Consider the following 24,912-nt stretch of genomic DNA (forward strand, 5'->3'; position numbering starts at 1 on the left):
CTCGTGACGGCGGCGCCTGGCAGGGTGGCAGAGCCGCGCGTCGCGACCCGTGGTTGCCCAGCAAATGGCATGCCAAAATCTCAGGCAGACAGGAGCCGGCGCAGCGTCCCGGCCAGTACCGGCACCGCGGCGGCGAAGTCCTCCATGCGGATCGCCTCATCCGGATTGTGGCTTCCGTTCTGGTTGCGCAGGAAGAGCATGGCGCTCGGCACGCCCTGGTCGGCGAAGGTCGCGCAATCGTGCCCCCCGCCGGACGCCATGCGGCGGTAGGCGATGCCGGCGCGGGCCGCCTCCGCGTCGAGCAGGTCCATCAGCTCCGGGTTCATCAGCGCCGGCTTGGCGTTGGTCGCCTCGCCCAACTCGATCGTCACCTCGTAGCGCCGGCCGATGGAGGCGGCGGCCTCGCGCAGCAGCCCGTCGGTGCGCCAAAGCAGCTCGTTGTCGAGGCTGCGCATGTCGAGCGTGAAGCGCACGAGGCCGGGCACCTTGGTCATGCCGTGCATCGTGGGGTCGGTCCAGAACTCGCCGAAGGTGGCGACGAAATCCTCGCCGGCCGCGTCGTAACGGTCCCAGATCGCCTCCAACTCGCCGACCAGCGCGGCGCCGGCGCGCACCGCGTCGTGGCGGTGCTCGCGCGGCACCCCGCCGGCATGCGCCCACGCCCCGGTGATCGACGCGTGGCGATATCGCAGGTTGCCGCGGATGCCGGTCACCACGCCGACCGCCTCGCCGGCGAGGTCGAGCACCGGGCCCTGCTCGATATGCGGCTCGATGTAGGCGGCGAGGGTGGCGGGGTCGAGTTCGCGGGCGCCGGCGATCAGCGCGTCGGGATCCCAGCCTCCCTCGCGCATGTGGTCGGCGAGGGAGCGGCCGGTGTCGGACCGCTTCACCGCCTCGTACTCGGCCGCCGGCAGCACCCCGAACGCCATGCGGCTGCCGCAATAGGGCGTCGGGAACCAGACCAGCTCCTCGGCCCGGATCGCCATGACGACGAGATCGCGCGCGGGCACGAAGCCGCTGGCGTGCAGCGCCGTCGCCGCCGCGAGGCCGAGCACCACGCCGGCCGCCCCGTCGAAGTTGCCGCCATGGTCGACGCTGTCCATATGCGAGCCGACCATCACGCGCGGCGCCGCGCGGTCGCGGCCGGGCCAGGTCATGTACTGGTTGCCGGCGCGGTCGTGGCTGATCTCCATGCCGATGGACTCCGCGGCGCGGGCGGCGATGGCGTGCGCGGCGTCCTCGCGGTCGGAGAAGGCGGGGCGGGTGACGCCGGGCGGGTTGGCGGACATCCGGCGCAGTTCGTCGAACAGGCGTGTGCCGAGGGCCGCGGCGTCACGCCAGTGGGTCTCGTCGGTGGTCATCGGCCGGCCGTCCTCCGTCTGCTACGGCACAATGGCATGCAATCTCCCTGCCGTTCAAACCACCAGCTGCCGGACCGTCGCCACCGCCCGTCGCCACCGCTCGTCTCCGGCGGCCCTCGCGCATGGCGGTGTCGACGACCGGAGTTCGACAGAGGGGAGTTCCCAGCCGGCGGCGACGGCACGCCGCCTCGCCTCACTCTCGCGGGTCGATGGGCGCGCACGGGCGCCACCGGGGCGCGGTACTCGGGCCGCGCACGCCGCGTGGGGCCGCCCGCGTCGCCCCGCCGCCGCCCGAACGGACCGGCGCGCGCCCCGCTTATAGGGCGGCGCGCGCGCGGCGGGCCGACAGGACGATGCGCCGCTCGCCGTAGCCGATGCGGATCGGCCGCGGCGCCGGCGCCAGCACCACCGACGCCTGCGGCGAGGCGAGCCGCAGCAGCGCCACCGTGAAAAGGAAGGCGCCGACGGTATAGGGATACAGGATGTCGATCTCGACGAACGAGCGCAGCAGGAGGAGGACGACGAGCGCGACGGCGAGCACCGCATCCGCCGTCACGCGGGGCCGCAGCGCCGCGCGCACCGCCAGCCCCAGCCCCGCCAGGACCGTCCCGACCAGGAGGGCGAGCCCGACGATGCCGACGCCGACCGCCGCCTGGATGTAGGTGTTGTGGAAGTGGAAGCCGGACTTGCCGGTGATGTAGAACATCTCCCACAGGTATTCCGCCGGTGCGTGCCCGACCCGCCAGAAGGCGTTGTAGCCGCTACCGAACCAGGGCCGCTCCGCCGCCGCCGCGAGCCCCTCCGCCCACAACAGCGTGCGCCCCGTCAGCGTGGTGTCCTTGCCGAAGGCGGCGAGGAAGCTCTCGTCCGCATCCCCCTGCAACAGCGCGAAGAGCAGCAGCACGGTGAGCGCCAGCGCCGCGAACCCCACCACCACCAGCCGCGGCCCCGGCGCCACGCGGCCCGCCACGAAAAGCCCCGCCGCGCCCGCCAGCACCGGCACCACGGTCGCCAGCGAGGTTGCCGATTGGGTGCGCACCAGGACCCCGGCGGCGAGGATGCCCACCACAAGCGCGAAACCCCTGTGCAGCACCGAGACGCCCTTCATCATCATTCCGACGAGCGCGAACAGCATCCCCAGCGAGCAGAAGAACCCGAGCTGGTTCTTGGACGCGAACGCGCCGACGAAGCGGTAGGTGCGGTCGACGACGTCGAAGTCGTACCGGCCGATGCCCAGCGAGTAGAGGAGGATGAGGAAGATCCCCACCAGCATGCCGTAGACGAGGCCGTAGGGGGAGAGGATGCGCGCCGCGACGATGGCACAGAACACCGTCGTCCCGTACTGGATCGCCGCGCGCAGGGTCGTCCCCGGCGCGTCCGACCACAGCGTCGAGGCGAACGCGAAGGCGGTGAAGCCCAGGACGCCCAGCATCGGCCACACGTGCCGCAGCAGGATGCGTGGCTCCACCACCACCGGCACCAGCCACACCGCATAGAGCGCCAGGATCGACACCTTCCCGAACTGCACCGAATGCGCCAGCACGAAGCACGACACCGTCAGCGCGAACACCGCATAAGGTCCGTTCGCGGGCGGGCGGGTGACGAGTTCGCGGGGGAAGTGGCGCATCGCCGGGCGCGCCCCGCTACCAGCCGGTCCAGCCGGCGGAGCAGCTCAGCGAGCCTTCGAAGAGGCAGCGCTCGCCCACCGGCGTGAAGCCGACACGGTCGACCACCATGGTGCGCTCCTCGATCGTGTCGTCCTTCGGCCCCAGCCAGCCGGACATGCCCTTCGCCCCGTTCCAGAGGCTGAAATAGACCTTCTGCTCGGCATCCGGGACGTCGGCGCGGCGGACCTCGCGCATCAGCGCGCCGTTGACGTACCAGCGCAGCCGGCCCTCGGTCCATTCGAACGCGTAGTCAATCAGCGCCTCGTCCGCGGGCCGCGGCACGGCGACCTTCTCCTGGTTCTCGCCCTTGCCGTCGGAATAATAGTTGGCGTCGAAGCGCGCCGTGTCGCGGCCGAGGATCTCGACGTCGATCTCGTCGTGCGCGGGATCGCCGGTGTAGGTGAAGAAGGCCGAGTTGAGCCCGCTCCCCTTCGCGGCCTTCATGCGCGCCTCGTAGAGGCCGTAGCCGTAGGCTTCACGGGTCTGGATCTCGGCGCAGCGGTAGGGCCGCGTCGCCTTGCCGTCGCCGGCGGCGGTCTCCTCGCGCTTCAGCGTCAGGGTGAGCCGCCCGTCCGCCACGTCGAGCCCGGAGCGGGTCCAGATGCAGTTCTGGTGGGCGCCGTTGGTCCACCCGTCGGACACGAACCAGCGCTTGCCGTCCAAACTGTCGAAATCGTCGAAGAAGCCGTCGGCGGCGGCTGGGCCGGCCACGGCAGAGAAGGTCGGGGCGGTGAAGAACGCGGCGGTGAAGAACGCGGCGGTGAAGAACGCGGCGGTGAAGATCGTGGTCAGGGCCGCGCCGAATGTCGAACGTCGCACGCCAATACTCCTCGTCGAGGTTCCGGCGGCCAAGGTGCCACCGCCGCCGCGACGGGGAGCCAACATTTGATAATGCGCTGCGACATGGGTGGGCGTCTCCTCTCGGCGGTGCGGCCGAGGAGGCCGCGTTTCGTCCGGGAGCGCCATGAACATCCTTTTCGCCGGCGGTAACGGCTACCTGCCCGAGATGAGCGGCGGCGTGCAGTCCAGCACGGACCACCTGGTGCGCCAGTGCGCCGCCGCCGGGCACGATGTGAGCGTCCTCGCCGCGCTCTTCGGGAGCTCCACCTTCGGCCTGAGACAACGGCTGAAGCTGAAGCTCTCGCCCTCGCCGATCGTCACCGACCGCACGCTGGGCTACCCGGTGATGCGCGCCTGGTTCCCCTGGCAGGACGCCGCCGGCGCGGCGGTGCGTCAGGCGCGGCCCGATGTCGCGGTGGTGCAGTGCCACAAGGCGGCGCTGGTGGGCGAGGCGCTCGCCCGGCTCGGCGTGCCGGTGGTGGTCTACCTGCGAAACGTCGAGTACCACGAGCTGGGCGGCGACCTGCGGACGCTGAAGAACGCCCGCTACATCGCCAATTCCGCGTTCACCGCCCGCGCCTACGAGGCCGAGTTCGGCATCGCCTCCACCGTGATCCCGCCGACCATCGACCCGGCGAAGTACACGACCGAGACGACCCGCGCGCTGGTGACCTTCGTCAACGTCTACCCCGAGAAGGGCTTCGAGAAGGCGGTGGAGATCGCGCGGGCGTGCCCGGACATCCCGTTCCAGTTCTGCGAGAGCTGGCGGCTCGACGATGCGCACCTCGCCCGCGTGAAGGCGGTGCTCGATCCGCTCTCCAACGTCACCTTCCGCCGCCGCACCGACGACATGACGTCGGTCTACGGGCGCACCGCGATCCTGCTGGCGCCCTCCAAGTGGGAGGAGGCCTGGGGGCGCGTGGCGTCCGAGGCGCATTGCAGCGGCATCCCGGTGCTGGGCTCCACCCGCGGCGGCCTGCCCGAGGCGATCGGCGACGGTGGCCTGACCTTGGACTACGACGCACCGCTGGCCGACTGGGTCGCGGCCCTGCGCCGCATGTGGGACGACGCGGCCGCCTACGCCGCCCTGTCGGACGCCGCGCGGCGCCATGCGGCCCGGCCGGCGATGGACCCGGCGCAACAGTTCGCAACCTTCCTCGGCGTGCTCGACGATGCTCGCAGGCCAACTGTCGATCTCGCGGCGGCCTGAGGCCGCGGCGCGCGCCCCCTCGCGCCGCGGCACCCGCCGCCCCATCCTCGCGCTGAAGCCGCTGTCGGCGGACGGGAACGCCTTTTCCGGCGCCTTCTCCGGTCACCTCGACCCCGCGTTCGACCGCGTCGCGTTCGAGTGGGACGGCCTCGGCCGACGCGCGTACGACGCCGTCGTCTTCCACTGGCCGACCGAGTTCTTCCGTCCGACGCGGCGCAAGGAGACGCTGGCGTTCCTGGCGCGGATGGCGCTCGACCGGCTGCGCGGCACGCGCTTCGTCTGGGTGGCGCACAACCTCGCCCCGCATGACGGCGGCAGCCGCGCCTCGGCGACGACGCGCGACCTCTTCCTGCGCCAGCTCGACGGGGTGATCTACCTGTCGCAGCAGTCGCGCCGGGAGGCCGAGCGGCTCTATCCCGTGCTCGCCGGCAAGCCTTCTCTGGTGACGGTCCACGGCCGCTACGACGACACCGCGGTCCCCGCGTCGCCGCACCGCGCGGGCACCGGCCGGCTCCTCACCTTCGGCCTCATCCGCGCTTATAAGAACGCCGCCGGCCTCGTGCGAGCGGCCCACGGGGTGAGGACCGCCCCGTTCGCCCTCACCGTCGCCGGCACCCCGTTCGAGGATGGGCTAGTGGACGAGATCGTCGCCGCCGCCCGGGGCGACCCGCGCGTGACGCTCGACATCCGCGATGCGTTGATGCCGGCGGACGAGCTGGAGCGGCTGATCGACGCCCACGACGCGGTGGTGATGCCGTACACGCAAATCCTCAACTCCGGCGTGGCGCTGCACGCGCTGGCGCGCAACCGGCCGATCCTCGCGCCGCGGCTGGGGAGCCTGCCGGAGGTCGCGGAGGCGGTCGGCCCGGACTTCGTGCATCTCTACGACGGGCCCATCCGCGCCGAAGTGATCGACACCTTCCTCGCCGCCATCGCCGGGCGCGACCTCGGCACCGCGGATCTCTCGGCCTTCGGGTGGGACCGGGTCGGCGGCGACGTCAGCGCCTTCATCGCCGGGCTCCTCGAGCTGCCGGCCAGCGAACTCTCAGGACATCCAGCATGATGCAGGACCAGGCCCTCGCCACTCTCTCGCGCGGGATGGGTGCGCTCGCCTCGGCCAGGGGCGCGCCGTGGGCGTTGATCATCCCCGCCTCCAGCCACGGCAGCCTCGGCGACGCGGCGATGGCGATCGTGGCGCGCGACGAGCTGCGCGCCCGCGGCATGCGCGTGTGTCTGCTGGCGGACGACACCTGGCCCGCCCTCGCCGGCTTCGACGCCTACGTGCCGGCGGACCGGTATCTGTTCCACGGCGGCCGCCGCACCTTCGTCGAGCTGATGTGGCGCACCCGCGCGGTGAGCGCCGTGACGCTGATCGGCGCCGACATCCTGGACGGGGTCTACAACCCGCATTCGGTGCTGCGACGCCTGAAGATCCTCTCCGCGCTGGCGCGGCGCGGGTGCGAGGCGACGATCCTCGGCTCCAGCTTCAACGAGACGCCGAACCCGGTGTGCGTCGAGGCGCTGCGGCGGTTGCCGGCGAACGTCGCCGTCAAGGCGCGCGAGCCGGTCTCGCGCGAGCGCATGGTGGCGCACCTCGGCCGGCCGGTCGATCTCGTCGCCGACCTCGCCTTCCTCTGCCCGGCCGACACGGCCGGCGCGCGGGACGGCCTCGCCTTCGTCGCCGGGGCGGGGGAGGCGGGCCGCAAGGTGATCGCGCTGACGGCGAACTTCATCGTCGCGGCGCGGGTGGAGGGGTTCGAGGCGGCCCACGTGCCGCTCGTGAAAGCGCTGATCGCGGCCGGCCATTCGGTGGCGCTGGTCCCGCACGACACGCGCAAGTCGGACTCGGACGCCGCGTTGCTGACGCGGATCGCCGACCGGCTGAGCGAGAGCGAGCGCGCCCACACCCACCTCGTTCCACCCGACCATCCGGAGCGGGTGAAGGCGATCTTGGGCGCGTGCGACTTCGCCATCACCAGCCGGATGCATGCCGCGATCCTGGCGATGGGGGCGGGCGTGCCGGCCTTCTCGTTCGGCTACCAGGGAAAATTCGAGGGGCTGATGGACCTCCTCGGCCTCTCCGAGGAGGGCATGCTGCACCAGCCGGCCGCCCTGGTCGCCGATCCGGAGGGGATCGCCGCGGCGGTGCTGCAACGCCTCGCCGACCGGGACCGGCTCGCCGCGATCCTGGAGAGGCACCTGCCCGACGTGCGGGCGATGTCGCGCGACAACTTCGCCGGCCTCGGCGCCGGGGCCGGCGCCGGCGCCGGCGCCGAGCGGCCGGGCGCGACCGTCGCGCCGGAGCGGCGGGCGGCATGAGCGGCGGCCCCCTCCACCGCGCGAGCTGCCGATGAGCGGGTCCCTCGCACGGGTGGCGCTTCGCGGCGGCGCGTTCACGGCGCTCGCGCAGGTCGGCAAGATCGGCGTGACGATGGGGTCGGTCGTCGTCCTGGCGCGACTGCTGGGGCCGACGGACTTCGGCCTCGTCGCCGCCATCGCGCCGATCGTCGCCTTCATGGGTCTGTTTCAGAACCTCGGGCTTCAACAGGCGATCGTGCAGCGCAAGGAGATCGACCGGGCGCTCCTCAACCAGGCCTTCTGGGTCAGCGGCGCGGTGGGATTGCTGGCGACGGCGATCGTGATCGCGCTCGCCCCCACCGCCGCCGCCTTCTACGGCGACGCGCGGATCGCCGGGCTGATGCGGTTGGTCAGCGTGTCGCTGTTGCTGGGGAGCCTGTGCACGGTGCCGATGGCCCTGTTGGCGCGGCGGCTCCGGTTCGCCGTCCTCGCCCTCTACGAGTTCCTCGTGGCGCTCACGGCGTTCGTCGCGGCGGCCGCCGGCGCGCTCGCCGGCCTCGGCCCCTACGCGCTGGTCACGTCGACCATCGTCGCCGCGGGCCTGGGACTGGCGCTGGTGTGGGGGATGGCGCCCTTCCGCCCGGGCGCGCCGCCGCGGCGCGTTGACGGGGCGCTGATGAAATTCGGGGCGAACCTCACCGGCTTCAATCTCGTCAACTTCTTCGCCCGCAACGCGGACAACGTGCTGATCGGCCGCTACGTCGGCCTCACCGCGCTGGGCCTCTACGACCGGGCCTACAAGCTGATGCTCTTCCCGGTGCAGAACATCAACTACCCGCTGACGCGCATGATGGTCCCGCTGCTGAGCCGCATCCAGGACGACAAGGCGCGCCTGCGGGCGGTGTTCTGCCAGGTCAACTGGGCGCTGGCGCTGGCGATTATGCCGGGCATCGCCACCCTGGCGATGTGCGCCGAGGAGACCATCGGCGTCCTCTTCGGGCCGGAGTGGGCCGGCGTGGCGCCGATCTTCGCCTGGCTCGCGGTGGCGAGCTTCATGCAGCCGGTGACCAACAACAACGGCTGGATCTTCATCTCCCAGGGGCGCACGGACGTCATGTTCCGGCTCGGCGTCTGCACCTCGCTGGTGACGGTGGCGGCGTTCGCGATCGGCCTGCCCTGGGGGGCGGAAGGTGTCGCCGCGTCCTATGCGGTCAGCGCCTACGTCCTACGCCTGCCGCTGCTCCTGGTGGTGCTCGACCGGGTCGGACCGGTGCGCGGGATGGACCTCGGCGCGATGGTGCTGGTGCCGGGCGCCGCCGCGCTGGCGAGCGCGCTCGCCCTCCCCTTCCTGGTCGATCTCGCCGGGTCGCGGAGCGACCTCGTCACGCTGATCGTCGCCGGCGTCCTCAACTATGCGCTGGCGCTCGCCGCGGTGCTGCTGGTGCCGTCGGCGCGGCGCACCCTCGTCGCGCTGGTCCAGCGGCTGCGGCTGTCCCTGGCCGGTGGCACGCCCGGCACCCCGGGCGTGAGCACACTGGCCGACGCCTGACGCCGGCGAGGCGGGAGCGAGGCCTCGATCAGACGAACGTGAGATCCCAGTCGAGCGCGGCGAGGGTGGCGCCGTTGCCGCCGTCGCGCGCGCGTGCGGCGATCTCGAGGTCGTACGCGCCGGTGACGAATTCGGTCCCGTGATAGTTTGGCGTGGAGTCGCCGAAGAGAGCATAGGGCGCGGCGCTCTCGACCTGGGTATGCGTCACCGGGCCGGACAGCGCGAAGGTGACGCTCTCGGTCGCGGGATCGTCGGCGGCCACGGCGACGGAGAGCCTGTGGCCGGCATAGGCCTCGAGGTCGATCACGTCCCCGTCGGCCAGTTCCTGGAGGAAGGTGTCGGTCTCGGCGTCGACCAGGAAGACGGTGAGGCCGGCGGAGTCGGCGGTGTCGTCGCCGACGGTGAAGTCGACCGTCTGCTCGGCCAGCACCTCGCCGCCGCCGCCGCGCCCCGCCGTCACGCTGACGGTGAAGCTGTAGTCGCCCGCCGGCAGGTCGCCGCCGGTCATCTTGTTGAACCCCGCGTCGCCGAAGAGGGCGAACGGCTCCACCCCCTGGACGGACGTCTTCGAGACCGGCCCGTCCAGCGTCATGACGACCGAGCCGGCCGCGGCGGCCAACGCCGCATCGTCGAACTGGACGAGGATCGTCGAGCGCCCGTCCGCGGCCTCCGCGGTATCGACCAGGGCGCCGTCCTCCAGGATCGCCTTCGCCTCGCGCGACGCCGCGTCGTAGAGGATCGCGGTGAAGCCCACGCCGGGATCGTCGCCAGGATCGGCCGGATCGTCGACGACGCCGTCCGCCGGCTCGATCGTGAACGAGAGGCTCTGCTCCTCCAGCACGATGCCGCCGCTGTTCCAGCCGGAATAGGCCGTCAGCGTCATCGCATAGTCGCCGTCGGGCATCTGGCGTCCGTTGAGCGTCTCGCGATCCGGATCGCCGAACAGCGCCCAGGGGCCGTACTGCTCGACCTGCGTGCGTTCCAGCGCGCCGCTGACGTCGATCTCGAGCGTCCGCATTCCGGTGCGCAGGTCGCGGTCGTAGGCGACGACGTTGACGGTCAGGTCCGCGTCGCCGAAGAGGTCGCGGTCGACCGCCATCCCGTCCTGCAGGATGGCGACGACCTCCTGCGTGTCGGTGTTGACGAGTTCGACCAGGAATTCTCCGACCAGCGGCGGCGCCGGCGGCTGCTCGATGCCGGTGAACGGTGTGTAGGTGATCTCGTCGTAGGAGGCGCTGGTGGAGTCCGCGAAGCTCGGCTCGCCGAGGCGGCTGTTGTAGCCGGTCCAGATGCTGGCCATGATGCGGCCCTCGACGTCGGGCGCGGGGGCCATGTCGGCCACCTGCTCCAGCACCAGCTCCCCGTCGACATACCAGGACACGCTGTCCGGCCGCCATTCGAAGGCATACGTGTGCATGCCCGCCGACGCGTCGAAGCCGAGCGGGATGTCCGCCTCGAAGGTCTCGCCGTCGTTGTGGTAGGCGACGTGCATGCTGGTCGGCTCGACGCCGTAGAACTCGATGTCGATCTCGTTCCAGTCGTCGCCCAGATGCTCCCCGGTATAGGTGAAGAAGGACGAGTTGACGCCCTCTTCGCCGGAGGTCTGCATCGTCACCTCGTAGCGGCCATAGCCGTAGAAATCGTATGTCTGGATCTCGGCGCCGGTGTACGGCTTGCCGTTGCGCGGTTCCTTCTCCAGCAGAAGCTCGAGGACACCGTCGTCGTGGATGATCGCGTTCTGCGGTGACCAGGACGTGTCGATGTAGCTGCCTTCGTTCGTATAACTCGAGACGTACCAAATGTCGGTGTCGAGAGTATCGAACGGCTCGCCGAACGGCGGCGCTTCGATAACCATAGCTGCCCCTCTCAGACCAAGGTGGCGGCGCCGCGATCCCGGCCACTCGCCCCAGATAATCAAAGAAGTACACGCCGGCTTTCGGTACTCACCTCGTCAAATGTTAAGTCGGGGGACGCGGCGGGTGTCCCGCTCGGCCGGCCCTCGGGTCGCCGCCGGCGCTCAGAGGCGCTTCTCGACCACGGCGCGCAGCTCGGCGATGTCCTTTCGCATCGCCTTGATGGCGCGGCCGAGCGATTCGCCCTCCCTGGCGAGTTCGGCCCGGTTCTCCGCGGCGCTCTCCTCCACCTGCTCCTGCATCGCCGAGACGACGACGCCGATGAAGAGGTTGAGCACCACGAACGACGTCATCAGGATGAAGGGCACGAAGAAGACCCAGGCGTAGGGAAACGTCTCCATGACCGGGCGGACGATGCCCATCGACCAGGACTCGAGGGTCATGATCTGGAACAGGGTGTAGGCCGAGAGGCCGAGCGAGCCGAACCACTCGGGGAAGCGCTCGCCGAAGAGCTCGGTCGCCATCACCGCACCGACGTAGAAGACGATGCCCAGCAAAAAGACGATGGAGCCCATGCCCGGCAGCGCGGCGACGAGCCCGCTGACGACGCGTCGCAGCGAGGGGACCACCGAGATGAGCCGCAAGACGCGCAGGATCCGCAGCGCCCGCAGCACCTGGAAGGGACCCGACGACGGGACCAGGGCGACCGCGACGACGACGAAGTCGAAGACGTTCCACGCGTCGCCGAAGAAGCGCCAGCGGTGCACGTAGAGGCGCGCCGCGATCTCGACCGTGAAGACGGCGAGGATGGCGAAGTCGAGCGCCAGCAACGCCGGGCCGAAGCGGGCGACGACGGCGCCGCTGGTCTCCAGCCCGAGGGTGACGGCGTTGGCGATGATGAGCGCGGTGATGGCGCTCTCCCAGGCCTTGGTGCTGAGGATGGCTCGCAGCCGCTCGCGCATGGGGTCTCTCTCGTTGCAGCGCCGTCGAGATAGGACGCCGCGCACCGCGCCGCCATGGCCCCGCAAGCAGAGCCGCCCCGCGCGCGGCCTCCCTCGCCCTCATGCACCCGCGGTGCCGCCGCGTGTGGCCGCGCCCCGAGACCGTTCGTCACAGGCCCGGCGCGTGCCCGTATCGCTTGCCGGCGCCGCCGCTGCGGGGAAGAGGCTGCGGCAGGCCGGCTCCGGCGCGACCTTCCAGGAAGGCTCGGGCGGACGCCGAAGAGCGCCGCGTCAGGCGGGCGCTTCGGCGGTGATCGCCAGCGCATGGACGGGGCCGGCGAGCTCGCGCGCCACCGCCGCGTTCACCATCCGGTGGCGCTCCAGGCGCGTCTTGCCGCGAAAGGCCTCGGCGGTGATGCGCACGCGGAAGTGGGTCTCGCCCTCGGGCCGCGCGCCGGCGTGACCGGCGTGCAGGTGCGACTCGTCGATCACCTCCAGATGCGACGGGGAGAACTCTTCCGCCAGGGTCCGCGTCATCCGCTCTCTCACCTGAGCCATGCTATATCCATCTTCGAGTTGCCGTGTGCGGCGCCGACCGCCCATTGACAGGGATGCATCGAAGCCGCGACAGCTCAAGGGCTGCCATCGTTGGCGCGCCGTGTCACGACCCACGCCGTGCCCGAGTATTCGCGGGAGAGTGCGATGACCTTGCTCCGACTGGCCCTCGTCGTGGTCCTGGCCCCCGCCCTGGTGGCGGCGGTGAATCTCGTGCGCCCCGTGCCGGCGCGCGCCGAAGTCGGCTCCTACCTCCTGTTCGACATGGCCGACGGCACGATCCTCGCCGACTACGAGGCGACGGCGCTGTGGTATCCGGCCTCGATCACCAAACTGATGACCGCCTACGTCACCTTCCAGGCGATCGCCGACGGGCGGCTGAAGCTGACCTCGCCGGTGAAGATCTCGCCGCAGGCCAGTCAACAGCCGCCGAGCCGGATGGGCTTTCCCGTCGGCACCACGCTGACGGTGGAGACGGCGCTGCGCATCCTGATGACGAAGTCGGCCAACGACATCGCCTTCGCCCTCGCCGAGGCGGTGGGCGGGACGCTGGGCGGCTTCGTCGACCGGATGAACGCCGCCGCCGCGCAGATCGGCATGACGGCGAGCGCCTACGACAACCCGCACGGCCTGCCCAACACCAAGCAGGTGACGACGGCGCGCGACATCGCGCTGCTGATGATGGCGCTGGCGCGCGACTTCCCGGAACGGGCGGACTTCTTCTCGATGAACGCGGTGAAGCTCGGGAGCCGGGTGATCCCCAACCACAACGCGATCCTGCGCCATGTCGCGGGGGCGGACGGGATGAAGACGGGCTTCATCTGCGCCTCCGGTTTCAACGTCGCCGCGGCGGCAACGCGAGGCGGACGCCGCCTCGGTGCGGTGGTGCTGGGAGGCCTCACGTCGCAGGAGCGCAACGAGCGCACCGCCGAGCTGCTGCAGAAGGGGTTTCGCGCCCTCGAGAGCGGCGGCTCGATCGCGCTCGACGGCTTCGACGATCCCGACGGTCGGCTCGACCTGCGGCCGGTCTCCGGCACACGGCTGGACCTCGGCAACGTCGAGACGTTGCAGAACCCCGCCGGCATGGAGGCGGTGGACCGGCGCGACGAGGTCTGCGGCGCGAGCCGGCCGATCACCCGCTACTCCGACGGTACCGTGGCCACGGTCGCCGCCGTCGAGGCGCAGCGCGCGAGGGTCGCCGCCTACCGTCTGAAGCGCAACGCGCGCGAGCAGCTGCGCGCCGAAGTCCTCTCGGCGCCCCGCCCGGACCCGACCGCCGCGACGCCGGCGCCGACGCCTCGCCGCCAGCTGGCCGACGACGCGCTGGTACCGGTCGGCTGGGAGCCCAGCGGGCCCACCTGGAGCCCGCGCTCCAACCCCACGCGGGACGCCGCGACCGACGCTCCGGCGACGGCGAACGCCGCTCCGACGGCCGGCCTAGCGCCCGAAGGCTGGGTTCCCGCACCGGCCCGGCCCCTCGCCAACCCTCTGCAGATCGCCGAACTGCGGGGCGCCATCCCGCAACCCGAGATCGAGCGCCCGCTCAGCTACCTCGAGCCGCGGACACCCCTGACTCCGCTGCCGATCTCGCTCGGCGGTGCCGACGAGGGGCGGCCCCGGCCGCTGTCCGGAGAAATCGTCGGCGGCGGCCCACCGCCCCTGCCGCCCACGCGCCCGGCGCCCGCGGCCGACGACCCCGCGGCGGAACCCGGTTCCGACGTCACCTGAGGGCGGGGTGCTTTACGGGCGGGAGGAGATGTGCAACTATAGCGTGTCTTGTCGATGGAGGTGTGCCGTGGCGGCACTGCAATCCTTGGACCATGCCGTCGCACGCCGCTTCGTGGCGCCGCCGGCGGCACGCGCCGCGCCGCGCCCCCGCCCGGCGCGGGACCGCACCGCCGCCTACGACTTCGGCCTCGCCGCGGAGCGGAACGTGACGATGTTCCTCGTCAGCGGCGGATACGAGATCATCGGCCGCCGGGTCCGCATGCGCGCCGGCGAGGTGGACATCATCGCGCGCCGGGACGACGAGGTCGCCTTCGTCGAGGTCAAAGCACGCCGCCGCGGATGGGACGGTTTGATATCCGTCGACGAACGCAAGCAACGCCGCCTCTCCCGCGCGGCCGACGAGTGGCTGTCGCGCAACGAGCACTTCGCGGCATGCTCGATCCGTTTCGATATCGCGCTGGTCTGGAAGGGCAGCGAGATCGAATATCTGACCAACGCATTCGATTTCATCCCCGCCGACGACTTCGTTTGGTAACCCAGCCTCCGGATGGCACCTCGGCCGTTGACCCCCCTGCGACGCCTTCCCGCCCGCTTGCTTTGCAGCGCGAACCTGCGATAATCGGAACCGGCCGATTGACCGTCGACGAGCGCTCTCCGACCCTTCCAGGTTGGTCGCGCGGAGACGGTTCTTCCGGTACGCGGGTGTAGTTCAGTGGTAGAACGCAAGCTTCCCAAGCTTGATGTCGTGGGTTCGATCCCCATCGCCCGCTCCACCTCCCCCCCCCCCCTCTCATCCCATGTACACGCTCGGGTTCGTCCGTCGCGTCGCTTTCGTGGTGGAGTGGGAACAGCGGCGCCGGCCTAGGGCGGCTGGTGGGGCAACGCTCCGAGAGGGCCGGACAGGGTTGGAGCCGAGGGCGCCGGCGTGGGGCGGCCTATTCTTCTTTGAGCGGGCGGGCGAGCAGGGCGGCGGCAGCCTCGCGGACCGACACTTCCCCGCGTGTCACCGCCGACACCATCGCCGTCAGCGGCATGGCCACCCCGCGCGCGGCGGCCAGCCGCTCGACCGCCTGCGCCGTGGCGATCCCCTCCACCGTCACGCCGTCGGCCCTCGCCTCGCCGCGCCCCAGGGCCAACCCGGTGGCGTAGTTGCGTGACGCCTCGGAAGTCGCCGTCAGCGTCAGGTCGCCGAGGCCCGACAGGCCGCACAACGTATCGGGATCGGCCTCCGTCGTTTCGGCGAAGCGTTGCATCTCGGCGAAGCCGCGCGTGATGATCGCCGCCCGCGCGCTCTCGCCGAAGCCGGCGCCGATGCTGATGCCGGCCGCCAGCGCGACGACGTTCTTCAGCGCCCCGCCCAGCTCCGCCCCGGTGACGTCGCGGCTCAGATAGAGGCGCAGCACCGGGGTCGCCAACAGGTGCTGCAACGCGACGCCGGCCTCGGCGTCGCGGCAGGCGAGAGTCAGCGCGGTCGGGAGCATCCGGGCGATGTCCTTGGCGAAGCTCGGGCCGGTGAGCACCGCCGGCACCCCCTCCGGCGCAGCCGCGGCGATCACCCCGGTCGGCCCCAGCCCGGTCGCGAGGTCCACGCCCTTGCAGCAGGCGACGAGGCGCGTGCCCGGCGCCGGATCCACCCCGGCCAGCAACGCCGAGAGCGACTGCATCGGCACCGCCAGGAGCATTGTGCCCGCGGTCCGCGCGGCGGCGAGGTCGCCCGTCACCTTCAGGGCGTCGGGGAAGGGAGCGCCGGGCAGGCGGCGCGCGTTGACGCGACCGGCCGTCATCTCGGCCACCGCCCGTGCGTCGCGCGCCCACAAGGTGACGCGTGCGCCGTGGTGCGACAGCGCGATCGCCAGAGCGGTGCCGAAGGCCCCGGCACCCAGGACGGAGATGTCGCTCATCGCGTGTCGGTTCCTCTGCCGGTGAGCGGGTCCGCCGACGGCGCCCGCCACGCCCCGATACATCGGTGCGCGAGCCGCGCCAACGACAGGGGGCGCAGCGCCGCAGCCGCGCCCCGTTCGAACGCCTCGCGGCGGACGCCGGCGACATCGGCGTGCACCGGCCACGGAGTCGCAGCCGGAAGTCGACCGCCGTGCCCCATCTCGGGGCCTTCATGCTACCATGGCGGGCCGCATCGAGAACGGCCGACAGGAGAGGACCATGATCCCCCACGCCATCGCCCGCCGGCTCCTGCCGGTTCTCACCGCCACGTTGCTCGCGTTCCCCGCTCTGGCACAGGACGACCCGCTGCCGTCCTGGAACGACGGCCCCACCAAGTCCGCCATCGTCGACTTCGTCGACGCCGTCACCACCGAAGGGAGCGCGGACTACGTGGCGGCGGCCGAGCGTATCGCCACGTTCGACAACGACGGCACGTTGTGGGTGGAGCAGCCGGTCTACACGCAGCTCGTCTTCGCGTTCGACCGCGTGAAGGCCCTCGCGCCGGACCACCCGGAGTGGGCCACGACCGAACCCTTCAAGTCCGTCTTGGCGGGGGATGTGGCGGGCGTCGTCGCCACCGGCCACGAAGGCGTCGCCGCGATCATCGGCGCCACCCATGCCGGCATGTCCACCGCCGACTTCGAGACGATCGTGACCGACTGGCTCGCCACGGCCAGGCACCCCAAGTTCGACCGCGCCTACACCACGCTCGTCTACCAGCCGATGCTGGAGCTTCTCGCCTACCTGCGCGCGAACGAGTTCAAGACCTTCATCGTCTCCGGCGGGGGGATCGAGTTCATGCGCCCCTGGACGGAGGAGGTGTACGGCATCCCGCCCGAGCAGGTGGTCGGCTCCTCCATCAAGACCAGGTTCGAGATGGTCGACGGCAAGCCCGTGCTGATGCGCCTCGCCGAGGTCGACTTCATCGACGACAAGGACGGCAAGCCCGTCGGCATCAACTCGCACATCGGCCGCCGGCCGATTGCCGCCTTCGGCAATTCGGCGGGCGATACGCAGATGCTGCAATGGACCGGCGCGGGCGAGGGCAGACGGCTGATGATGCTCGTCCTGCACGACGATGCCGAGCGGGAATACGCCTACGGCCCCGCCGACGGCTTGCCGGACTCCTCCGTCGGCACCTTCCCGCAGGCCACCATGGACGAAGCCGAGGCCAGCGGCTGGCACATCATCTCCATGAAGGACGACTGGACGAGCGTCTTCCCGCCCGCCCAGTAGCGCCGCCCGCCTTTCCGAGCGTGCCGAGAGCGCCCTCCCCGCGGGGTGCTCGTCGCTTCGCGGGCGCTCAGGCGGCCATGGTGTCCTCGGTGGCGGACATCAGCTCGGCATTGCCGCCGGCCGCGGCGGTGTCGATGCACAGATGCCGCTCGATCACCACCTCGTCCGCCGCGCACACGACCGGGACGATCGGCCCGGCCCGCTCCGCCAGCGCCCGGCGCACCGGGCCGAGGTCGTCGCCCTCGTAGGCCACCGCGTCGACCCCGGCCAGGGTGGCGAGGGCCGCCGGGTCGAGGACGCCGGCGACGCCGTCGCCTGCGCCGGCGGCCACGATCAGAACCGCGTTGCCGGTGGCCCTGGCGGCGGCCGCCTGCGCTTCGGCGAGGGCGAGTGTCGGGCCCAGGCACAGCACGGTGCCGCGGGGAAGGACCGAGAGGCGGTTCGATTCGCCGGTCGGCCCCGGCATGTCGTCCACGGCGAGCGGCGTTTCGGCCGGCTTTAGCGCGCAGAGGCGGCGCTGCACCTCGTCCACGGCGGCGGGCGGGCCGCTGTCGGCCGGGAGGCGCCGGGCGGCGCGGCGGGCGACGCGGGCCACCGTGCGCGGCCCGCCCGCCTTCGGCCCGGTGCCCGAAAGCCCCTCCCCGCCGAACGGCTGCGAGCCGACGATGGCGCCGATCTGGTTGCGGTTCACATAGATGTTGCCGACCTTGATCCGGCTGACGATCTCCTCGACGCGGTCGTCGATCCGGGTGTGCAGGCCGAACGTCAGGCCGTAACCCTTGGCGTTGATCGCGGCGATCACCGCGTCGATCTCGTCCGCCTTGAAGGTGGCGACGTGGAGGACGGGCCCGAAGATCTCCTCGTCCAGCACACCGATGCCGGGAATGTCGATGATGGTGGGCGGGACGAACAGCCCCTCCCCCGTCACCGCCTGCCCGCTCGCCTCGATGTGCGCATCGATCTTCGCGCGCGCCTCGGCGTCGATCACCGGGCCGACGTCGGTGGAGACTTTCCACGGGTCGCCGATCATCAGCGCCTCGACGGCGCCGCGCAGCATCGTCATCAGCTTGGGGGCGACGTCCTCCTGCACGTAGAGGACGCGCAGCGCCGAGCAGCGCTGGCCGGCGCTCTGGAACGCCGAGGCCACGATGTCCCGCACGGCCTGCTCGGGGAGCGCGGTGGAGTCGACGATCATGGCGTTGAGGCCCCCGGTCTCGGCGACCAGGAAGGCGTCGGGCGAGGACTTGGCGAGTTGCCGGTCGATCGCCTTGGCGGTGGCGGTGGAGCCGGTGAAGGCGACGCCGGCGAGGCCCGGAACGGCGACCAGCGCGGCGCCCACCTCGCCACCGCCGGGCGTGAGCTGCAGCGCGGCGTGGGGAACGCCCGCCTCGTGCATCAAGTGGGCGGCGCGGCAGGCGACCAGCGAGGTCTGCTCGGCGGGCTTGGCGATCACCGCGTTGCCGGCGGCGAGCGAGGCCGCGATCTGGCCGGTGAAGATCGCCAGCGGGAAATTCCACGGCGAGATCGCCACCACCACGCCGGCACCGTCCGGCGCGAGCCGCTCGGCCTCGTCGGCATAGTAGCGCAGGAAGTCGACCGCCTCGCGCAGCTCCGACACCGCGTCGAGCGCGATCTTGCCGGCCTCGCGGGCACACAGCGCGAAGAGCTCGCCCGCATGCGCCTCGTAGAGGTCGGCGACCCGGCGCAGCACGGCGGCCCGCTCCTTGGCGTCGCCCCAGTCGACCGCCGCACGCGCCGCGGCGACGACGGCGGCCGCGGCGGCCGGGTCGAGGTCGGTCACGGAGCCGACCTGATCGGCGGGTTTCGCCGGGTTGGCGACCGCGCGCTCGGCCCCGTCCACCCCGGTCGGCACCGCCAGCGGCGCGGCCGACCAGGTCACGTCGTGGAAGGGCCGCCGCGCGTCCTCGAACGCCTCCAGGACGACGGGGTCGTAGAGGTCCCAGCCGGCGGAGTTCTGCCGGCCGGCGCCGTAAAGGGCGGGCGGCTGGCGCAGGCGCGCGTTGACAGCGGGTGCGGCGGCGAGCGTCGCGAACGGGTCCTTCGCCACCTCTTCGGGCGGCACGCGCTCGTCCACCACCTGGTTGGCGAAGGACGAGTTGGCGCCGTTCTCCAAGAGCCGGCGCACCAGGTAGGCGAGAAGATCCTCGTGCGCGCCGACGGGGGCGTAGATGCGCACCGGCACCGCCTTGCCGGTCTGCGCGGTCTCGGCGCGGACGGCCTCGTAGAGCGCCTCGCCCATCCCGTGCAGGCGCTGGAACTCGAATGCCTCGTCCTTCGCCATCGCCAGCACGGCGCACACGGTGTGCGCGTTGTGGGTGGCGAACTGCGGGTAGAGCCGGTCGGCCCGGTCCAGCAGCGCGCGGGCGCAGGAGATGTAGGACACGTCGCTGGAGCACTTGCGGGTGAAGACCGGGAAGGTCGGCGTGCCCGTGACCTGGGCGCGCTTGATCTCGGTGTCCCAGTACGCACCCTTGACGAGCCGCACCATGATGCGCCGGCCGGTGTGCTGGGCCAGCGCGTCGAGCCAGCGGATCACCGGCAGCGCGCGCCGGCCGTAGCCCTGCACGACGACGCCGAAGCCCTCCCAGCCGTCGAGCTGCGGGTCGGCGGCGACGGCGGCGATGATGTCGAGCGAGAGGTCGAGCCGATCCTGCTCCTCGGCGTCGATGTTGAAACCCATGTTGGCGGCCGCTGCCTTGCGGGCGAGCCCCTTCACGATGTCGACCAGCGCGGGCACGCATGTCGCGCGTTGAAGCGTGTCGTAGCGCGGGTGCAGGGCGGACAGCTTGATGGAGATGCCGGGGTTCTCCTCCGGCGGGACTCCCTTCCTGGCACGCCCGGCGATGGCGGCGATCGCATCTTCGTAGGACTTGGCGTAGCGCGCGGCGTCCGCGTAGGTGCGCGCGGCCTCGCCGAGCATGTCGTACGAATAGTTGTAGCCCTTCGCCTCCATGCCGGCAGCGCGCTTCATGGCCCCGTCGATCGTCTCGCCCAGCACGAACTGCCGACCCAGCCGGCGCATTGCCTCACCCACCGCGCGGCGGATGACGGGTTCGCCCAGCCGCTTCAGCGCCCCGCGCAGCGCCTTGGTGATGCCCGTGCCGCGCTCGTCCAGCACGTGGCCGGTGAGCAGCAGCGCCCAGGTGGAGGCGTTGACCAGCGACGACGACGAGTGGCCGAGGTGCTTGCCCCAGTCGGAGGGGGCGATCTTGTCCTCGATCAGGGCGTCGATGGTGTCGGCGTCCGGCACGCGCAGCAGCGCCTCGGCGAGACACATGAGGGCGATGCCCTCCTCGGTGGAGAGGCCGTATTCGGCGAGGAAGGTCTCCATCAGGCCCGGTCGCGAGTCGGTGCGGACCTTGCGCACGATCCTGGCGGCACGGTCGGCGGTCCGCTTGCGGGTGGCCTCGTCGAGCCGGGCGGCGGCGACCAGGCGGTCCAACACGGCGGCCTCGTCCGCGAGCGTGGCTTCGCGAATCGCGACGCGGGCGTTCGACAGCGTGGGCGTGGCGGTCGTTGACGAGGCAGTCATGGGGTTCTCCAGCGAGCAGAACCGGCATTATCGCCAATATCGAACCGACACGCGAGAGGGCGGCGCCGTCGCACGGCCGCCGCCACAGCCCAATTTTTGAGCAAGTTCAAGATTTGATCGCCGAGGCTCGCCGCGGCGCTGCGCCCGGCCGCATCGCGCGGCCGTATGCGTCAGCGGTCGTGCGCCTCAGAGGCCGAAGAGGCCGCCGCCGGAGGCCTGCGGGAGGTACTCCTCGATCAGCGCCTTCACCTGCGCGTCGCGCGACGCACCGGTCCGCCCGCCGATCACCACCACGATGATGTGCTTGCCCCCCCGCTCCACCGAGGAGACCAGGTTGAAGCCCGAGGCGCGGATGTAGCCGGTCTTGATGCCGTTGACCCCCGGCACCTTGCCCAGCAGCTTGTTGGTGTTGGTCCAGGTGCGCCCGCCGTAGGAGATCTTCGGCGTGGTGAAGTAGCGGAACTCGTTCGGGAACCGGTCCGACAGCGCCTTGCCGAGGATCGCCATGTCCCGCGCGCTGGTATATTGCCGGTCGTCCGGAAGGCCCGAAGCGTTGACGAACGACGTCTGGCTCATGCCGAGGGCGCGCGCCTTGGCGGTCATCTGCCGCGCGAACGCATCCTCCGAGCCGGCGATGTTCTCCGCGATCACCACCGCCACGTCGTTGGCCGAGCGCACCGCCAGCGCCCGCACGGCGGTGTCGACCGGGATGGAGGTGCCGGCCTTCACGCCCAGCTTGGCGGGCGGCCGACTGGCGGCCTCCGCGCTCACCTGCAGCGCCGTCGTCCCGGTCCACTGTCCGGCGTTCATCTTCTCGAAGACGAGGTAGAGCGTCATCATCTTCGTCAGCGACGCGGGGTAGCGCAGGCTGGTGGCGTTCTCCTCGTGCAGGATCTTGCCGGTGCGCGCGTCCACCACGATGGCCGCGTAGGCCCGCTGCTCGACGATCGGGACGGCGTATTCATTGAGGGTCGGTTGCGGTGCGGTGGACGCCGGGCCGGCGAGTTGCGGCGCCTGGTCGTTCCGCCCCGAAGAGCAGCCCGCCAGCATGGCAACGCAAAGTAGAACGATCAGGCCACGCATGGCGCCCTCCGGGTACGCAAACGTGGTCGTTATGGCGTGTCGCCGGGGCGCTGTCGCCGGGCGGCATCGCTCGCGCCCGGTGGCGGACGCGCGAATATCAGCGCGCGTTGCAGGAATGCCCGTTCAGGCTGTGGCTCAGCCCGGCAGCGAGGTCTCGTTGACCACGGCGAGGAAGCGGTGGGCGATCGTCGGCGCGGAGTGGGCGAGGTGGAAGGCGTACTCGTCCCACGGCTTGTCCATCTCGCGCACCTTGACGCGGCGGATGCTCTCGGTGCGCGAGGACCCGTTGTTCCACACGAAGCCGACGCCGAGATTGTTGGCGACCGCCTCCAGCATGCTGTCGCGCGTGTCGACCACCACGGAGGCGTGCGGCTCCAGCATCGCGGCGGTGAACGCGGCGTCCACCACGCGCTGCACGTAGGACTGCTTGGTGCGGAAGATCAGCGGCTGCTCGACCAGCTCGGCGATCTCGATCTCCTCGCGGTCGGCGAAGGCGTGGTCCGGGTGGACCAGCGCGACGACCGATTGGCTGGAGCACATCACGCGGGTGAAGCGCGGCTCGTCCGGCACCTCGGGAATGATCGCGACGTCGATATGCTGGGTCAGGACCGCTTCCATGAGGCGGCTCCAGGGGCCGGTCTCGATGTTGAGCGCGACGGTGGGATGGCGGGCACGGAAGGCGCTGATGTAGCGCATCGCCGGCATCGCGTTGCCGATGCCGATGCGCAAGGGGCCGAAGTCCATCTCGTCGTGACGGGCCAGGAGGCGCAGCGCGTCGTCCTCGCGGCGGCGGATGTCGGAGGTGATCCGGTAGAGCTCGCGACAGATCGCGGTCGGGACGATCGACCCGCGCCGCTTCTCGAACAGCGCAACTTTAAATTCCGTCTGCAGCTCACGCACATGTTGTGTCACGGCCGGCTGAGAGACACCCAGCCGTCGCGCTGCCGCGGTGAATCCGCCTTCCTCGACAACCGCATTGAGCGCGCGGATCTTGGACGAGGTCAGACTCATGGGGAGGCACTCCGGTTCCTGTTAGCACGCCCCAGCTAGGGCGGTCGGCGACATATACGTAGGATTTAGCTGCGGGTTTCCGATATGACAGGAACCGGATATCGGCATACCAGGCACTACTGTTTCATATAGTGAAACGGTGATCTCAAATCTATAAACCCTTTAACACACATTGCAAACCGAGCTATGCGGTGAGCGTGCATATGGCATGCCATCACGGAGGGTGCCAGACGGCGAATCGCCGAATCACGCTTAGGTTTGTGCGACGAAGGTTGGCTGGATGACAATTGCGTCTACAGTTTGACGCATGCGACAGGAACCAGAAATTGCAGGCCGACGCGGTTTACCATCGCGCTCGATTCTTGTCGCTTTTTCGCTAAAGTTGCGCATTGTTCACGCAGGCGCGGCACGCCCGCATGATATAGGCGGCCGCAGTCTATTCGCCGGTTCCATGGAGACAGCATGCCGCGCGCCGTTTCGTTTAATACCCAGTATTTCAATGAGAGCGGCGGTTATTCGATCACCGAGGTGACGGGAGCCGTCAATCGCTACGCTTTCCGCAACTTCCTCAGCGAACTCGAGACGGACCGCGGCGGCGTCGACCTCGGCCTCCCCCAGCCGGTCGACTCGGGCCAGCTCTACCAGATCCTCGCCCAGCTGCGCGTTCCCCCCGTCGTCGACGGCGTCAAGCATATCGACCTGACCGGCGTCTATCCGACCGTCGAGTACATCGCGTCGAACGACGGCTTCCGTGACGTCTGGGTCATCGGCGACAATCGCGGCGGCGGACTGCGCGGCACCACCAAGGACGACCTCATCCTCGCCGGCCGTGGTGACGACATCGTCCTCGGCCAGTCCGGCGCCGACTTCATCAACGGCGGCGACGGCAACGACGTGCTCGGCGGCGGCGGCGGCGACGACTTCCTGTTCGGCGACACCGGCAACGACCTGCTGCGCGGCCGCCGTGGCGACGACATCCTGCAGGGCGGCGCGGGGAACGACACCCTCTCCGGCGCGCAAGGCGCCGACACCTTCATGTTCCAGGATTCCGACTTCAGCGGTGCGTCCTCGGTCGACATCATCCGCGACTACCACCCGCGCCAGGGCGATCAGATCGTCGATACCACCGGCCTCCTGAAGGTCGAGAAGACCGGCGACATCTCCCCCTACGGCAACGGCACCGGCACCATCCTCGTCAACGAGCTGACGAACGACCGCGTTATCGTCTACGGCGCCCGCGTGCGCGACAAGGACATCCTGAACCAGTACGTCGAGCCGGACGTCTCGCCCGACGGAGCCCGCTCGATCCCGCGCGAGGGCATCTACGTCGGCGGCACGCCGACGCCGCCGACCGGCGCGGGCATCGTCGCCTTCGACCTGCAGCGCATCGCCGGCTACCAGGACGGCGACGACTTCATCGAGACCTACCAGGTCACGGTGCGCAACAACACCGATCGCACCATCCTCAACACGGCCGAGCTGGACATCAAGCTCGCCGGCGGCACGTTCGACATCGTCGCCGGCAGCGTGTTCGGCGGACGCTATAGCGGCGGCACGTTCGACCTCGCCTCCGGAGGGCGCCGCGCGCTGCCGGGCGAGAGCGAGGTGAGCGTCCTGCAGTTCTCCGTCGCCAACCGTTCGCCGCTGACGCCCATCAGCATCGACGGGTCGAGCGCCAACGACTTCTCGCCCGAATTCTCCGGCAGTCAGGACACCTACTACCAGCCCGCCTTCCAGATCACCGTCGAGATCTCGGGCCGGACCGACGAGGGCGGCACCGCCGAGGTGTTCATCACCAACATCGGCAACACCACCCTCCAAGACCTCGACAACATGGTCTTCTCGTTCAGCGACGGCGACATCACCGTCACCGACTCCCCCTGGGGCGCGGATTACTTCTCCGATCGGTTCGCGGTGGAGCCGTGGAGCACGTCCAACGGGCACGGGGCACTGGCGCAGGGCGAGACGACGAAGCTCTTCGGCTTCACCTACGAGCTGGACGACGGCAGCGACGCCAAGGTCGACGTGAACGACTTCCGCCTGAAGAGCGACTTCGACGACCTCATCAGCTGACGCGGCGCGCGGG

Annotated in this window: 18 protein-coding genes and 1 tRNA gene; 9 read left to right on the forward strand and 10 right to left on the reverse strand. The window is 70.7% G+C overall.

Annotation, left to right across the window (positions count from 1 at the left end):
- Positions 1-80: 80 nt before the first annotated feature.
- The 3 genes from MRB58_RS07575 to MRB58_RS07585 form a co-directional block, all read right to left on the reverse strand.
- Entirely contained in the window at positions 81-1,361 is a 1,281-nt protein-coding gene (locus MRB58_RS07575) for a hydantoinase/carbamoylase family amidase (protein WP_244781120.1), read from the reverse strand.
- Between the two features lie 316 nt (positions 1,362-1,677).
- Complete coding sequence (locus MRB58_RS07580) at positions 1,678-2,988, reverse strand: O-antigen ligase (RefSeq protein WP_244781121.1); 1,311 nt, start codon at positions 2,986-2,988, stop codon at positions 1,678-1,680.
- 16 nt (positions 2,989-3,004) lie between these two features.
- On the reverse strand, positions 3,005-3,847 hold the full coding sequence (locus MRB58_RS07585) for a family 16 glycosylhydrolase (RefSeq protein ID WP_244781122.1): 843 nt from the start codon (positions 3,845-3,847) through the stop codon (positions 3,005-3,007).
- Between the two features lie 145 nt (positions 3,848-3,992).
- Between MRB58_RS07585 and MRB58_RS07590 the strand changes: the two genes are divergently transcribed.
- Genes MRB58_RS07590 through MRB58_RS07605 form a run of 4 tightly spaced genes read left to right on the forward strand, consistent with a single transcriptional unit; the run spans position 3,993 to position 8,925 of the window.
- Complete coding sequence (locus MRB58_RS07590; RefSeq protein ID WP_244781123.1) at positions 3,993-5,078, forward strand: glycosyltransferase; 1,086 nt, start codon at positions 3,993-3,995, stop codon at positions 5,076-5,078.
- Positions 5,041-6,141: a hypothetical protein gene (locus MRB58_RS07595; protein ID WP_244781124.1), complete on the forward strand. Its 1,101-nt coding sequence runs from the start codon at positions 5,041-5,043 to the stop codon at positions 6,139-6,141. The genes MRB58_RS07590 and MRB58_RS07595 overlap by 38 nt, the downstream gene beginning before the upstream one ends.
- Positions 6,138-7,397, forward strand: coding sequence for a polysaccharide pyruvyl transferase family protein (locus MRB58_RS07600; protein ID WP_244781125.1), 1,260 nt, complete (start codon positions 6,138-6,140; stop codon positions 7,395-7,397). The genes MRB58_RS07595 and MRB58_RS07600 overlap by 4 nt, the downstream gene beginning before the upstream one ends.
- Positions 7,398-7,428: 31 nt before the next feature.
- Positions 7,429-8,925: a lipopolysaccharide biosynthesis protein gene (locus MRB58_RS07605; RefSeq protein WP_244781126.1), complete on the forward strand. Its 1,497-nt coding sequence runs from the start codon at positions 7,429-7,431 to the stop codon at positions 8,923-8,925.
- A gap of 28 nt (positions 8,926-8,953) precedes the next feature.
- Here MRB58_RS07605 and MRB58_RS07610 read toward each other — a convergent pair whose 3' ends face one another.
- From MRB58_RS07610 to MRB58_RS07620, 3 genes are all read right to left on the reverse strand, one after another.
- Positions 8,954-10,780 carry a family 16 glycosylhydrolase gene (locus tag MRB58_RS07610; protein WP_244781127.1) on the reverse strand — a complete coding sequence of 609 codons (1,827 nt, stop codon included), beginning with the start codon at positions 10,778-10,780 and terminating at the stop codon, positions 8,954-8,956.
- A gap of 162 nt (positions 10,781-10,942) precedes the next feature.
- Positions 10,943-11,740, reverse strand: coding sequence for an ion transporter (locus MRB58_RS07615; RefSeq protein WP_244781128.1), 798 nt, complete (start codon positions 11,738-11,740; stop codon positions 10,943-10,945).
- A gap of 270 nt (positions 11,741-12,010) precedes the next feature.
- The gene (locus tag MRB58_RS07620; RefSeq protein WP_244781129.1) at positions 12,011-12,277 is read right to left on the reverse strand and encodes a BolA family transcriptional regulator; all 267 of its coding nucleotides are present in this window, start codon (positions 12,275-12,277) and stop codon (positions 12,011-12,013) included.
- Positions 12,278-12,421: 144 nt separating this feature from the next.
- Between MRB58_RS07620 and MRB58_RS07625 the strand changes: the two genes are divergently transcribed.
- The 3 genes from MRB58_RS07625 to MRB58_RS07635 all read left to right on the forward strand — a co-directional run bounded on the left by MRB58_RS07625 (position 12,422) and on the right by MRB58_RS07635 (position 14,775).
- On the forward strand, positions 12,422-14,002 hold the full coding sequence (locus MRB58_RS07625) for a D-alanyl-D-alanine carboxypeptidase family protein (RefSeq protein WP_244781130.1): 1,581 nt from the start codon (positions 12,422-12,424) through the stop codon (positions 14,000-14,002).
- A 67-nt stretch (positions 14,003-14,069) separates the two neighbouring features.
- Positions 14,070-14,537 (forward strand): YraN family protein, encoded by a 468-nt coding sequence (locus MRB58_RS07630; protein ID WP_244781131.1) that lies wholly within the window; start codon positions 14,070-14,072, stop codon positions 14,535-14,537.
- A gap of 163 nt (positions 14,538-14,700) precedes the next feature.
- A tRNA-Gly gene (locus tag MRB58_RS07635) sits at positions 14,701-14,775 on the forward strand.
- Positions 14,776-14,937: 162 nt separating this feature from the next.
- Here the strand turns inward: MRB58_RS07635 and MRB58_RS07640 are convergent.
- Positions 14,938-15,903 (reverse strand): NAD(P)H-dependent glycerol-3-phosphate dehydrogenase, encoded by a 966-nt coding sequence (locus tag MRB58_RS07640; RefSeq protein WP_244781132.1) that lies wholly within the window; start codon positions 15,901-15,903, stop codon positions 14,938-14,940.
- 259 nt (positions 15,904-16,162) lie between these two features.
- On the opposite strand from MRB58_RS07640, the gene MRB58_RS07645 reads away from it, so the two are divergent.
- Complete coding sequence (locus MRB58_RS07645; protein WP_244781133.1) at positions 16,163-17,179, forward strand: HAD family phosphatase; 1,017 nt, start codon at positions 16,163-16,165, stop codon at positions 17,177-17,179.
- A 67-nt stretch (positions 17,180-17,246) separates the two neighbouring features.
- Here the strand turns inward: MRB58_RS07645 and putA are convergent, their stop codons facing one another.
- The 3 genes from putA to MRB58_RS07660 form a co-directional block, all read right to left on the reverse strand.
- Positions 17,247-20,732 carry a bifunctional proline dehydrogenase/L-glutamate gamma-semialdehyde dehydrogenase PutA gene (gene putA, locus MRB58_RS07650; RefSeq protein WP_244781134.1) on the reverse strand — a complete coding sequence of 1,162 codons (3,486 nt, stop codon included), beginning with the start codon at positions 20,730-20,732 and terminating at the stop codon, positions 17,247-17,249.
- 186 nt (positions 20,733-20,918) lie between these two features.
- Positions 20,919-21,815: a D-alanyl-D-alanine carboxypeptidase family protein gene (locus MRB58_RS07655; RefSeq protein WP_244781135.1), complete on the reverse strand. Its 897-nt coding sequence runs from the start codon at positions 21,813-21,815 to the stop codon at positions 20,919-20,921.
- Positions 21,816-21,950: 135 nt separating this feature from the next.
- Positions 21,951-22,826: a LysR family transcriptional regulator gene (locus MRB58_RS07660; RefSeq protein ID WP_244781136.1), complete on the reverse strand. Its 876-nt coding sequence runs from the start codon at positions 22,824-22,826 to the stop codon at positions 21,951-21,953.
- Positions 22,827-23,288: 462 nt separating this feature from the next.
- On the opposite strand from MRB58_RS07660, the gene MRB58_RS07665 reads away from it, so the two are divergent.
- Positions 23,289-24,899, forward strand: coding sequence for a calcium-binding protein (locus tag MRB58_RS07665; RefSeq protein WP_244781137.1), 1,611 nt, complete (start codon positions 23,289-23,291; stop codon positions 24,897-24,899).
- Positions 24,900-24,912 lie beyond the last annotated feature (13 nt).

The sequence above is a fragment of the Acuticoccus sp. I52.16.1 genome (assembly GCF_022865125.1).
Lineage (GTDB): Bacteria > Pseudomonadota > Alphaproteobacteria > Rhizobiales > Amorphaceae > Acuticoccus.

Coding starts and splice junctions, on each gene's coding strand:
- MRB58_RS07575 (WP_244781120.1), bottom strand. CDS start 1,361: ATGACCACCGACGAGACCCACTGGCGTGACGCCGCGGCCCTCGGCACA.
- MRB58_RS07580 (WP_244781121.1), bottom strand. CDS start 2,988: ATGCGCCACTTCCCCCGCGAACTCGTCACCCGCCCGCCCGCGAACGGA.
- MRB58_RS07590 (WP_244781123.1), top strand. CDS start 3,993: ATGAACATCCTTTTCGCCGGCGGTAACGGCTACCTGCCCGAGATGAGC.
- MRB58_RS07595 (WP_244781124.1), top strand. CDS start 5,041: ATGCTCGCAGGCCAACTGTCGATCTCGCGGCGGCCTGAGGCCGCGGCG.
- MRB58_RS07600 (WP_244781125.1), top strand. CDS start 6,138: ATGATGCAGGACCAGGCCCTCGCCACTCTCTCGCGCGGGATGGGTGCG.
- MRB58_RS07605 (WP_244781126.1), top strand. CDS start 7,429: ATGAGCGGGTCCCTCGCACGGGTGGCGCTTCGCGGCGGCGCGTTCACG.
- MRB58_RS07610 (WP_244781127.1), bottom strand. CDS start 10,780: ATGGTTATCGAAGCGCCGCCGTTCGGCGAGCCGTTCGATACTCTCGAC.
- MRB58_RS07615 (WP_244781128.1), bottom strand. CDS start 11,740: ATGCGCGAGCGGCTGCGAGCCATCCTCAGCACCAAGGCCTGGGAGAGC.
- MRB58_RS07620 (WP_244781129.1), bottom strand. CDS start 12,277: ATGGCTCAGGTGAGAGAGCGGATGACGCGGACCCTGGCGGAAGAGTTC.
- MRB58_RS07625 (WP_244781130.1), top strand. CDS start 12,422: ATGACCTTGCTCCGACTGGCCCTCGTCGTGGTCCTGGCCCCCGCCCTG.
- MRB58_RS07640 (WP_244781132.1), bottom strand. CDS start 15,903: ATGAGCGACATCTCCGTCCTGGGTGCCGGGGCCTTCGGCACCGCTCTG.
- MRB58_RS07645 (WP_244781133.1), top strand. CDS start 16,163: ATGATCCCCCACGCCATCGCCCGCCGGCTCCTGCCGGTTCTCACCGCC.
- putA (WP_244781134.1), bottom strand. CDS start 20,732: ATGACTGCCTCGTCAACGACCGCCACGCCCACGCTGTCGAACGCCCGC.
- MRB58_RS07655 (WP_244781135.1), bottom strand. CDS start 21,815: ATGCGTGGCCTGATCGTTCTACTTTGCGTTGCCATGCTGGCGGGCTGC.
- MRB58_RS07660 (WP_244781136.1), bottom strand. CDS start 22,826: ATGAGTCTGACCTCGTCCAAGATCCGCGCGCTCAATGCGGTTGTCGAG.
- MRB58_RS07665 (WP_244781137.1), top strand. CDS start 23,289: ATGCCGCGCGCCGTTTCGTTTAATACCCAGTATTTCAATGAGAGCGGC.